Source organism: Thorsellia kenyensis (assembly GCF_042432445.1).
GTDB lineage: Bacteria > Pseudomonadota > Gammaproteobacteria > Enterobacterales > Thorselliaceae > Thorsellia > Thorsellia kenyensis.
The window spans coordinates 34,131-45,082 of the sequence record NZ_JBHLXE010000087.1 but is presented as its reverse complement, the minus strand read 5'-3'; the positions used below and the strand labels follow the sequence as shown (position 1 = coordinate 45,082).

At 34.3% G+C, this 10,952-nt stretch carries 12 protein-coding genes; 6 read left to right on the top strand and 6 right to left on the bottom strand.

Annotated elements, in window-relative coordinates:
• Positions 1-301: 301 nt before the first annotated feature.
• Entirely contained in the window at positions 302-1,291 is a 990-nt protein-coding gene (pgl, locus tag ACFFIT_RS07875) for a 6-phosphogluconolactonase (RefSeq protein WP_385877105.1), read from the bottom strand.
• 69 nt (positions 1,292-1,360) lie between these two features.
• On the opposite strand from pgl, the gene ACFFIT_RS07870 reads away from it, so the two are divergent.
• Positions 1,361-1,642, top strand: coding sequence for a YeaC family protein (locus tag ACFFIT_RS07870; protein WP_385877104.1), 282 nt, complete (start codon positions 1,361-1,363; stop codon positions 1,640-1,642).
• Positions 1,643-1,752: 110 nt separating this feature from the next.
• On the opposite strand, the gene dolP is transcribed toward ACFFIT_RS07870, so the two are convergent.
• Together dolP and ACFFIT_RS07860 are read right to left on the bottom strand one after the other, a co-directional pair.
• Entirely contained in the window at positions 1,753-2,349 is a 597-nt protein-coding gene (gene dolP, locus ACFFIT_RS07865) for a division/outer membrane stress-associated lipid-binding lipoprotein (protein WP_385877103.1), read from the bottom strand.
• 95 nt (positions 2,350-2,444) lie between these two features.
• Positions 2,445-3,032: an SIS domain-containing protein gene (locus ACFFIT_RS07860; RefSeq protein WP_385877102.1), complete on the bottom strand. Its 588-nt coding sequence runs from the start codon at positions 3,030-3,032 to the stop codon at positions 2,445-2,447.
• 170 nt (positions 3,033-3,202) lie between these two features.
• Between ACFFIT_RS07860 and ACFFIT_RS07855 the strand changes: the two genes are divergently transcribed.
• The 4 genes from ACFFIT_RS07855 (at position 3,203) to ACFFIT_RS07840 (ending at position 7,428) form a co-directional block, all read left to right on the top strand.
• Complete coding sequence (locus ACFFIT_RS07855; protein ID WP_385877101.1) at positions 3,203-4,429, top strand: ABC transporter substrate-binding protein; 1,227 nt, start codon at positions 3,203-3,205, stop codon at positions 4,427-4,429.
• A gap of 40 nt (positions 4,430-4,469) precedes the next feature.
• Complete coding sequence (locus tag ACFFIT_RS07850) at positions 4,470-6,164, top strand: ABC transporter permease family protein (RefSeq protein ID WP_385877100.1); 1,695 nt, start codon at positions 4,470-4,472, stop codon at positions 6,162-6,164.
• Between the two features lie 3 nt (positions 6,165-6,167).
• Positions 6,168-6,815 (top strand): ATP-binding cassette domain-containing protein, encoded by a 648-nt coding sequence (locus ACFFIT_RS07845; RefSeq protein WP_385877099.1) that lies wholly within the window; start codon positions 6,168-6,170, stop codon positions 6,813-6,815.
• A gap of 142 nt (positions 6,816-6,957) precedes the next feature.
• Entirely contained in the window at positions 6,958-7,428 is a 471-nt protein-coding gene (locus ACFFIT_RS07840) for a Dps family protein (protein WP_385877098.1), read from the top strand.
• A 438-nt stretch (positions 7,429-7,866) separates the two neighbouring features.
• Here the strand turns inward: ACFFIT_RS07840 and ACFFIT_RS07835 are convergent, their stop codons facing one another.
• Together ACFFIT_RS07835 and ACFFIT_RS07830 are read right to left on the bottom strand one after the other, a co-directional pair.
• Positions 7,867-7,995 carry a transposase gene (locus tag ACFFIT_RS07835; RefSeq protein WP_385877097.1) on the bottom strand — a complete coding sequence of 43 codons (129 nt, stop codon included), beginning with the start codon at positions 7,993-7,995 and terminating at the stop codon, positions 7,867-7,869.
• A 139-nt stretch (positions 7,996-8,134) separates the two neighbouring features.
• Positions 8,135-8,296 carry a hypothetical protein gene (locus ACFFIT_RS07830; protein WP_385877096.1) on the bottom strand — a complete coding sequence of 54 codons (162 nt, stop codon included), beginning with the start codon at positions 8,294-8,296 and terminating at the stop codon, positions 8,135-8,137.
• A 121-nt stretch (positions 8,297-8,417) separates the two neighbouring features.
• Here ACFFIT_RS07830 and ACFFIT_RS07825 point away from each other — a divergent pair, with 121 nt between their 5' ends.
• Positions 8,418-8,570 carry a hypothetical protein gene (locus ACFFIT_RS07825; RefSeq protein WP_385877095.1) on the top strand — a complete coding sequence of 51 codons (153 nt, stop codon included), beginning with the start codon at positions 8,418-8,420 and terminating at the stop codon, positions 8,568-8,570.
• Positions 8,571-9,252: 682 nt separating this feature from the next.
• Here ACFFIT_RS07825 and ACFFIT_RS07820 read toward each other — a convergent pair.
• Positions 9,253-10,794, bottom strand: a complete 1,542-nt coding sequence (locus ACFFIT_RS07820) for a methyl-accepting chemotaxis protein (RefSeq protein ID WP_385877094.1) — start codon at positions 10,792-10,794, stop codon at positions 9,253-9,255.
• Between the last annotated feature and the right edge of the window lie 158 nt (positions 10,795-10,952).

The following is a 10,952-nucleotide window of genomic DNA, read 5'->3' as shown; positions in this document are numbered from 1 at the left end:
CGAGAGGCTCACGTACGGTTCTGTGAGAGGGTTCAGGGGAGGTTCCTGGGCTCTACTCGATAATTCACCAGTAGTAAAATTTAGGTGTTTTCATTAAATAGTAAAAATTTAATTAACATCTTCGATTAATTTTAAGAGACTCTTTTTAGTGTTAATAGCCAAATATAATGAACACATTTTATAAAATAAATTTGCTCTACTATTTAGCTAGCAATTTTACTAATAAATCAAAATCATTGCCCCTTATATCTAAATGAGGTAAATGAAGGATTGGGACATGAATCGAATCACGATGCCTAGATTATTTGATTAAGACCCACATGGCACCTTTGCCAACAGAGTATTGAGTTCTATGCAATAACTCACCAGAATTTTGATCGATATGGTATAGGCTAAGTTTATCTGATTGTTGACCTGCACAAATCAAGAATTTGCCAGTTGTATCAATAGCAAATCCACGAGGTTGAAGTTCAGTGTCATAATAGCCAATTGTTTTATTTATAAGACCTTCAGAATTTAATTCTATTGCTGTAAGAAGGCTAGAGGTTCTTTCACTGCAATAGAGAAAACGATTGTTAGGGGTTATATGAATATCTGCTGACCAGTAAGTTTGATTGAAATCAACAGGTACTGATAAGTGAGTCTGAAGAATATCAACAAGGGTGGAATTTTCATCAGGCAACTTAATTGTTGAGATGGTGCTATCTAGTTCATTTAGACAATATCCAATTTGTTTTGTGTTATGAAATGTTATATGTCTAGGTCCGGCACCCTTTTGAATCATATAAGCGGTGTCAGCTTCTATTAATGTGCCGTTTGCTAGATTAAATACTCTGATTTTATCTTCTTTAAGTGCTGGAATAAGGATAGTGTTTGAATCGCTAATAGGATTGACTGAATGAGGTGCACAAATGCCTTCTATTGTATGAATAGGAGCTTCTACTATCCCTTCTTGTGAAATAGGACAAATACTGACATGATTAAAGCTGTATGATGCGCTGAAAAAGTATTTACCTGTATTATCAATAGCAATGTGGGTCGGACTACCTAATAAAGGAGCTGAACCAGCAAAAGAGAGTTCTCCTGATTCAGGGGCTATTGCATAGCTTAGTACTTGAAAATCAGGTCTTATTCCAACATATAGAAATGATTTATTTTTGGAAAAAACCATCGGTTGAACTTGACCTGGCACTGCAACAATTTGCACAAGGGACAATTCTCCTTGTGTAGATAGAGTAAAAACATGTATTTCTTGGTTTTCTGGACAGGCAACGTAAACTTTTTGATTCATAATGTAACTCCCTCTTCGTTTTAATGATATAGTAAGCATAGCAAAAAAAGAAATAAAGAGGAAAAAAATATGAACTATAATACTATAGAAACCATATTAGCTTCAATGACCCCCGACATCTATAAAAGGCTTGTAGAGGCGGTAGAAACAGGGAAATGGGCTGACGGGGTTAAATTAACTGAAAAACAGAGGGAAGATACAATAAAATTAGTCATGCTTTGGCAATCTAGACATAATAGCCATGCGGATCATATGTCTATTAGCACCAGTGGTGAAATTGTGCAAGAATCCAAGCAAGCACTAAAAAATAAATTTAAAGAAGAAAATATAGAGGTTGTTGTAAAATCCTAAGTAAATAGCATTGAATGCAAAAATAGCATAGGTTTAGCCATACTTTAGGTCTTACCGAAGATTGACTGAGGAAAATAGTATTATTTGACCTCAGTCAAAATAAGTATGAATTAGTCTAAATAATTAAAGACAACTATTACTTTTCTTACTCCAGCGGTATTCGATGCAAGATTTGCTGCTGAAGCACCGGCTTGTCTAGTAACAAGTCCTAAAAGAAAGACTTCTCCATTTTCGGTATTGATTTTGATATTTGAAGATTTTACATCACTACTGGTCAGTAATTGTGACCGGACTTTGGTTGTTGTCCATGAATCACTAGCAGCAACATCTAAACCTATAGGCGAGCCTAATCTAACTTCATTATGGACTTTTTTAACGCCATCAACACCCTCAGCAATTTGTCTGGCCCTGTCTATTAAGTCTTGGGAGGGTGCTTGTCCTGCAAGTACAACAGTCCCTTCATAGGCAGTCGCAGAAATCCTGGCTTCTTTTCTGAGCTGCTCATCTTTTCTAATCGTGGTCTCAACACGAATTTCTAAAGTCCCATCATCTACTTGAGTACCAACACTTCTTGGATCAGTCACTGTTTTTGTTGCCATAACTGCTCCACCAGCAACAGCAGCAATGCATCCTTGGAGTAAAAAGGCAGACGATACAAGAAGTGCAATAGCACTCACTTTTTTAATGTTGTTAGATAAAAAATACATAATTTTCCCTATAAACTTCAGATACGCCAAATAAATACGAATTAATTGCTTATAAAATACTCATCACTATAATAACATGATTTTCATTAGATGTATTAATTACGCTGAATGTTAAACAAACTATTATCAATCATTTCTGCAAGCAAATTGATAACAAAGTGATGAATCTCATGTATTCTGGAGGTATTTTGAGAGAGAATTCTAATCTCAACATCGTTATCATTTAGAAGCCCTGCAATTTCCCCGCCATCTGCTCCAGTGAGTGCAATAATAATCATGTCTTTAGTGACCGCAGCTTCAATAGCTTGGATGCTTTCTTTGCACAAACCTTTAGGCGAAATAACAAAAAGGATATCATTACTTTGTCCAAGGGCTTTAACTTGTTTAGCAAATATGCCCTCATCACTATCTTTTGAATGAAAATCTAGTAGCGCATGGCCATGCCCTAAAGAAAAAGCGGGTAAGCTAGGTCTTGGTGTTTCATATTGATTAATAAGATGTATAGAAAGAATTTGTGCTAAGCATGAACTAATCCCTTCTCCACAGCATAAAATTCTATGACCTTGTATCAAACCATTAACGATTGAAGTTACTGCATTTTCGATTTGTTGAGGTAAATTTTCAGTACATGCTATTTGTGTTTGAATGTTTTCTGTAAATATAGCCCTAATTTTATCTTGCATATGTGTTCCTTATAAGTTGATGACTTAAATATAGTTATCATTCATGCATCATTTTTATATTATAACGGCTCGATGATAGAAAGTATAAATAAAGATTAAAATTCTTTAAGATGAAGAAAATTAAAAACAAGCGTATACTTTGTCCAATATAAGTCGGAGAATATTTATTAGTGAAAATTATTGTTTTAATTATCTGTTTATTTTCATCATTTACGTTAATGAGCAAACTTCCTTATTCAATGAAGACTAGCACGGATGAAATAGACTGGGCTTTGCTTGAAAACAAAAGCCGTGGGCAACGAGTAAAGTTCTTTGCTTTTGGTGGTGATCCTTCCATCAATCGCTATTTAGTTTGGGTCTCGGAGCAATTAAGCCAAAGATACGGTATAGATTTTCAACATATCAAAATAAACAGTACAACAGACGCCGTCTCTTTGATGCTCTCTGAGAGAAGTGAAAAACAAGATGGAGCAGTGAGTAGCGTCGATTTACTTTGGGTCAATGGTAAAAGCTTTGCCATTTTAAAAGAAAATCAAAAGCTGTTAAAAGATTGGGTTGATGTTTTACCTAACTATGCATTGTTAAATGTTACCGAACGACCCTTTTTAACAAAGGATTTTGGTATTCCTACGGAAGGAAGTGAAGTGCCATGGGGACTTGCGAATCTGACATTTTACTACAATAGCCGAATCATTGATAAAAAATCACTGCCTAAAAACCCCATGGAACTTCTATCATTTACAAAAAATAGTCCAGGGAGATTTAGTTACCCAGCACCACCTGAATTTGTAGGAGTGTCTTTTTTAAAACAAACACTTTCCCAATTGGCGGATGATCCAAGGTTTTATTCAGATGTAAATGCAATCAATAGGCAAGAATTTGAGCAATTAACCTATCCACTTTGGTCATATTTAGATAAATTACATCCTAATCTATATTTTGAAGGTAACTATTTTTCCAATTCACAGAACACTTTATTGCGATTATTTGATGATGAAATTTTATCTATGGGAATAACATTTAATGCGGCAAATTTACAAGGTATGAAAATAAGATACGATTTACCTAAAGAAACTGATTTTTTTCATATGCCTGCAGGCAGCTTAAGCAATGTTCATTTTATTGCGATATCTAAATTTACTCAAAATAAAGAGGCCGCACTTGTTGTCGCTAATTTTTTAATTTCGCCTGAAGCGCAAGCCTATAAAGCGAGTCCTGAAAATTGGGGGGATAAAACAGTATTAGATTTTTCCCAATTAACTGAACTGGAAAATACGCATTTCAAATCCATACCATTATTGCAAAATGAAGAAAATATTTTATCTCTCAGTGAATTTCATCCAAGTTGGGATAAAGCATTAACCGAAGAATGGGAAAATAGATATCGTTATAAATAACGAAGAAAATAATAAAAAATGATAGCTAAAGGAACAACAATTGCAAAATAAGTTGGCATTACCTATTTTATTGATGATTTTAATAAGCCTCCCTCTTGGATATGGCGTATTTGGTTTTATTTGGGGAATGATAGGGCAGGGTATAGAGTGGCCAATTAGGGATTTCATAGCAAAAAGCTTCTCAAATCTTAATAAATCAGCTTTAGTTGATAGCTCGATATTTTCAATTAAAGTCGCTGTGCTAAGTACTTTAATTGCATTAATACTATGCTACATATTCATCGTTTATGCATTTTTAAAAAATCAATTTAAGTTAATTAGTATACTAATGGGTGCAATTTTTATTATTCCGCACCCTACATTTGCAATTTTATTAGAACTCACCTTTTCAAATGCAAGTATGTTAGAACGATGGCTTACATGGTTTATTGTGAGTGAAAGGCCAATATTACCCAATACCACATCACTAATACATTCACCATCAGGTGGGTTTTATATATTGGCTATGGCAATTAAGGAGGCCCCATTTATTTGGTTCATTTTACTTGGCGTCACTCTTACACATGATTTCAAAAATCAAATTAAAGTTGCACAAAGCCTTGGTTATGAAGAAGCATTTGCAATCATAAGATGTATTTTACCTCAAATTTATCAACATCTAAAATTTCCTCTTTATACGATAATTATTTTTGTCATAGGGCATGTTGAAATGGCAGTTATTCTCGCGCCTTTTGAGCCCCAAACACTAGGAGTAATGATATTAACACTATTCAATGAAACCAATGAATTTTCAAGGCACCAGGCTTTTTTATTGGGAGGATGGCTAATTATTCTTGGCTTATTCGCACTATTACTATTCCATTTGATTATTAAAATATGTAGTGATCTATTTCATTTTATTATGACGCACCATAGTGCAATCAAAAAAAGCTATTCAGTCAGATATTTAATGAATGGAGTGCCTATCTTAAATTTTTTTATTGGATTCACACTAGTGCTCGGAATAATAGGTTTATTTATCTTGTCTGTTGCTACATATTGGCCATATCCAATGTTGTGGCCAGAAAGCCTAACTTTAGTCCATTGGAAAGAAGTGGCTATTTTGAGTCTACCTTTACTGTTTAATACGCTTTTGATAGCATTTATCTCGGTTTTATTCTCTCTTATCATAGTGATGTTTTTAATTGAAATAACTAAAGGTACCAAGGTTAGACATTATGCCTCTATGTTACTTTTTTTACCGCTGTTAATGCCTATGATAGGTTTTTTGTTGGGTATACTTATTTTGTTAAACCAATTAAACATCCCCCCGTTTTTCGCAGTTGTAATTGGGCATATGATTTATATGATGCCTTATTTTTATTTTATGCTACAAAAGCCATTAGCCGCATTTGATAAAAGATGGCTATATGCGTCATTAAGTTTAGGTAAAACACCAGCCTATAGCTATTTTTTTGTAAAAATTAGACTATTAATTCACCCTATTATATTTACGGTTCTACTCGGATTTATAATCAGTTTTAATCAATACCTCCCTACATTCTTGCTCTCAGGAGGAGAAATTGAAACACTTAATAGCCAAGCCCTTATATTTGCTCAAGGAGGAAGTAAGCGCTTATTAGCAGCATTTGCAATTATGCAGATCGCTCTTTCCTTATTGATATTATTGATGGGTGGATTACTCTGGAAATGTACGAGAAAGAGTGAATTGTACAGCGAAAGTGCTATAGGATAAAAAATGCTAGAATTAAAAAATATCACAATAAAAAAAAGTATGGCCCAAGACAAGGTGTTAATTGATGATCTGACAATGCAAATTAAACCAGGTGAAATCAAAGCTTTGATGGGCGCCTCAGGAAGTGGTAAATCAACATTATTAAATTATCTTTTGGGGCACCTTGAAAATTATTTTTCAGCTTCTGGTGAAATAGAGCTTTATGGTAGAGCTATAACCCATTTAGCCCCGCATCTTAGGCAGTTAGGTATTTTATTTCAATCTGGGATGCTATTTCCTCATTTATCTGTATTGGATAACATCAATTATGCTATTTCTCAGAAATTCACATCTAAAGAAAAAAAAGCCTATGTTCTGGACTTATTACACCAAGTTGGGTTAAGTGAAATAAGCCAACAAATGCCAAATACACTTTCGGGAGGACAATATATCCGCGTCGCTTTAGTTAGAACGATTGCAGCAAATCCTAAAGGCCTTCTTTTAGATGAGCCATTTAGTAGATTAGATGCAAATAATCGATTTAAGGTAAGAGATTGGCTTTTTAACTATGTCAGGGAAAAAAATATACCGGTTTTATTAGTTACTCACGATCTTGAGGATGTTGAAGCTACGGGACATATTGCCACTTATTTAGGTAACCAAAGAGGCTAAGTAATATTTTCATAGAATAATTTACTCTTAAACAACTTTCAACACTTGAACCTACCTCCAACTTTATGGCAATATAGTTCAGAGTTTGGAACATAGATAATCATATGTTCTATTTGATGTTTTGAAAATAAAGGAGAGTAACATGCCTGCTATTAATATTGGAATTAACGAAACAGACCGTAAAAAAATTGCTGATGGCCTTAGCCATCTTTTAGCAGATAGCTTCACACTTTATCTTATAACGCATAATTTTCACTGGAACGTCACAGGGCCTCATTTTAATTCATTGCATGCTATGTTTATGGATCAATATACCGAACAATGGAATGCTCTAGATATTATTGCCGAGAGAATCAGAGCGTTAGGTTTCCCTGCACCAGGTAGCTACAAAGAATTTATTGAATTAAGTTCAATTAAAGAAGTTACTTCAGTTCCTACTGCAAATGAAATGGTTAAAATTTTAGTTGAGGCACAAGAAGCAACGGCAAGAACGGCAAGAAGCCTATTTGATGTCGTCGATGCAGCAAATGATCAGCCTACAGCAGATCTACTAACCCAACGTCTTGATGTACATGAGAAAACAGCGTGGATGTTAAGAAGTATTTTAGCGTAATGCACTAATAATTGAATAAAAGCTATAAGTATTTATCACATTGAAAAATAATTAAACGCCATAAGAAAATTGCAGGGCGTTTAATTATTTGCTTAGTAAATTCTGATTCTAATACTCAATCATACGGTAGTACTTAAGTTCGTTTTTTGTGCAAGTCTGATTCTATCTATATGATTTGGAAATAAGATATCAAGCCTGATGTAAATATTTCCGTTTCTTTATCTCGTTTCGTATTAGGTCTCCTACAATTTTTCGAAAAAATGTGAAAATTTCATCTAAGAAACTGATATCTTGCTCTTCTGAATTAAGATAATTCATTAATTTCGGAAGTCAGCTTCAACTGCTCCTGCAGGTTTTCTGTGTTGAGATAATCGTTTGCCATAAAATACCGACTGATAAAGCAACGTAACGCTTTATTATCAAAGTTAAAATGCTCGCCTATATTAGCATTTTAATAATATGGGTGTTCCCTGTGCTGACTTTTTTTAGGCTAAAAAAAGATTTTAATTCCTTGAAAAATAGTTCAATTTGCCATCTTAAGCCATAAAGTGACAGGATTTTTTGCACGTTTTTGAGCCTTGTCTAAGTTTGTTATTAGGTAATCTTTGCCTTTTCTTTTGCTATCATAAAATTGAATGATTCTAAGTGGGGTATTTGTTTTTGCCCACAGTACATCCATGTCAACAAAATCATGGTCTTTAGATTTTCATTCTGTCAATTTCATTTCGTTATGAGAAAGCTCAAAGCCCATTTCATTGTATTTTGCTACCAAAAGAGAATTGATATTTGCTTTTGCTCTAACAACGAAAAAAACTCCCGATTGATGTAATGGACTTCTTCCTCCTACAAGGATAAGATTAAAATACATACTTATTTTTGTTTTTAAAAAGAGAGACCCATGAAAAAGTTTAAACGCATCCCCTATGAATTAGGATAGTTATTAATAATTTTATAGTACACTACCATTAAATAATAGGAGATTTAGAAATGTGGTTAACCCAAAATTTTCAGATGAATTTAAAATGAATGCAACTAAATTGGCTAATAACCGAGGAGACCGTTCTCTGCTAGATGTATCCAAAGAACTCAATATATCCAAGAGTCCTTGGATGCATGGCTTAGAAGTCATAGAGAACAATTAAATCAACTCTCCTCTGATAGTAAACACTGGTCAGCTCCCATTTAAGCCCTGTGAAAAAAAATTATTTTTGCATCTATGCTAATCGGAAGCATACGATCCAAGCTAAGGCGAGTCTAGATGATGGCCACAACCTTAAACTTTTAAAAATTTAGAGAAAATGTCTGATATGAGTTATTGGTTATTCTTTTAGGCTTGGTTTTTAGGATGGAATGCGCCTGATGAATTAAAAGCGCTTTATTAGGCGGTTTAGGTTTAAAATTCCTTAATGTGTTGGTTGTATTCAGTGTTATTAATAGCCTTTTGTATTTAGTGCTGAATATTCATTACAACCGTCTTTATCACCATTATCGCAAGCTAACTCATAATATTTCTTAAGTGAAAGGAAAAGGAGGTTCTGCAGGCTTTCAAAATAGGCATAAAAGCCTTTGAACTGGTTGGTATTACATAAAAGCAAAAAGAAAATTTATTACCATAGCCTATTAAATGTTGTATTGGATGAGATATGAGGCTCACGTTTGGTTCTGTTTGAAAATGTTGGTGTTGTTTCTGTGCACTACTCTATAGCAACGTGTTAAGTCAAAAGCGTGTCTAATTTCAAATGGCCAAGCAGAGCCTGGCTATTTGAGTTTATGGTCAATTTTAGTTCAACATACACAGTATGATAAACTCAATTAATATTCAAATTATGAGAGTTTAAACACAGCGACTGCTTTAGATAACTCCATAGATTGGGTTTCCAGGGTGCGTGCTGAACTTGCGAGTTCGTGTACTAAAGTACTGTTTTGTTGCGTCACTTGATCCATTTGGTTAACAGCCTGAGATACTAGTTCAATACCCCGACTTTGTTCATCAGATGCTGAAGAAATTTCACCAATAATATCTGTCACTTTAGCAACTGAATCAACGATTTCTTTCATCGTATCACCAGATTTTTCTACTAACTCTGAACCAGCTGAAACTCTGTCAATTGACTCTTCAATTAGTTGTTTAATTTCACGAGCCGCTTGAGCACTTCGCTGAGCAAGGTTACGTACTTCACCAGCCACAACAGCAAATCCTCTGCCTTGTTCACCAGCTCTAGCTGCTTCTACGGCCGCGTTAAGTGCAAGAATATTAGTTTGAAAGGCAATACCATCAATTACATTAGTTATTGCACCAATTTTTTGCGAACTATCAGAAATTTGACGCATAGTCACGACCACAGTTTCTGTGATTTCACCACCTTTCACTGCGGTACTAGATGTTTCTAATGCAAGATTTGATGCGGCTCTAGCATTATCAGCATTTAATTTCACAGTTGCGGTTAATTCTTCCATTGAAGCTGCAGTTTCTTCTAAAGATGCGGCTTGTTGTTCAGTTCTAGCAGAAAGATCATCATTCCCTGTAGCTAATTTTTCAACACCACGAACCATAACATTAGTAGAATCACGAACTATCATTACGGTATTGATTAGATATTCTTGCATTTTACCAAAGTATTCAAATAACTGTCCCATTTCATTACTACCTACGAAATGAGAGCGTTGAGTTAGATCACCCTCAGCAATGAGTTGGAAGTGTTTTAATAATTCCTGCATAGGATTCTTAATGGCTTTTTGTACCCATGTAAAAGAAACTATAGCGACAATTAATGCAATTAACAGTAGGATAATAATTTGAATAATTGCGATCTTTTTAGCTAAAATACTTTCAGCATTTTTTTCATCAATTTGTGTTTGTATATGTTTTCCATATTCATTTAACGCAATTTCAAGCTCACGTTGAAGATTAGCAGCATCATGCTGAAGGTAACCCTCAACATCTTTTTCTCTGAGCGCTTGGAATTGTTTTGTAAAAACAGCTAGAATTTGATCTGATTTTTCTTTAATTGGTCTTGTGAGTTCTTGACCTCTTTCAGTTAATCGCTCTGCACTTAAAAATTGGTCAATATTCTTTTTTGTTTCCGTGATAGCGGCTTCTGCGCTAAGAAGTAGAGTGTCTAAATCTTCAGTACGTCCGGAGGCAATCCTTAATGCAACTCGATTAGTTTCAATTCTTGCGTGAAGTAAACCCGCTAGAGAATGATTAAGATCGTCAAACTGATGATTCAATGATGCAACATCATTAAAATCCAGGTCGTTTTTCTCCGCTCTTAAGTAGCTAAAGGCACTGCTTACTACCTGAAGTGCCATAAATACGACTATAACACTGATCAATCCAATTGATATTTTTACTCGATTAAACATAGGGTAACCTTTATATTGTCAAAGTTATTCTTAAAAAAAAGGGTGAATTTATGTGTTAAATCTGATAAAACAATCTGTTAAGATTGTTATTCGCATTATATGAATAATTTTATTAATTTGATATATGTGAATTAACATTTTTTACAATTTATCATATT

What these genes read in the sequence shown, in the direction of transcription:
- pgl (WP_385877105.1), bottom strand. Translation starts at nt 1,291, where the DNA reads ATGAATCAAAAAGTTTACGTTGCCTGTCCAGAAAACCAAGAAATACAT.
- ACFFIT_RS07870 (WP_385877104.1), top strand. Translation starts at nt 1,361, where the DNA reads ATGAACTATAATACTATAGAAACCATATTAGCTTCAATGACCCCCGAC.
- dolP (WP_385877103.1), bottom strand. Translation starts at nt 2,349, where the DNA reads ATGTATTTTTTATCTAACAACATTAAAAAAGTGAGTGCTATTGCACTT.
- ACFFIT_RS07860 (WP_385877102.1), bottom strand. Translation starts at nt 3,032, where the DNA reads ATGCAAGATAAAATTAGGGCTATATTTACAGAAAACATTCAAACACAA.
- ACFFIT_RS07845 (WP_385877099.1), top strand. Translation starts at nt 6,168, where the DNA reads ATGCTAGAATTAAAAAATATCACAATAAAAAAAAGTATGGCCCAAGAC.
- ACFFIT_RS07840 (WP_385877098.1), top strand. Translation starts at nt 6,958, where the DNA reads ATGCCTGCTATTAATATTGGAATTAACGAAACAGACCGTAAAAAAATT.
- ACFFIT_RS07830 (WP_385877096.1), bottom strand. Translation starts at nt 8,296, where the DNA reads ATGTATTTTAATCTTATCCTTGTAGGAGGAAGAAGTCCATTACATCAA.
- ACFFIT_RS07820 (WP_385877094.1), bottom strand. Translation starts at nt 10,794, where the DNA reads ATGTTTAATCGAGTAAAAATATCAATTGGATTGATCAGTGTTATAGTC.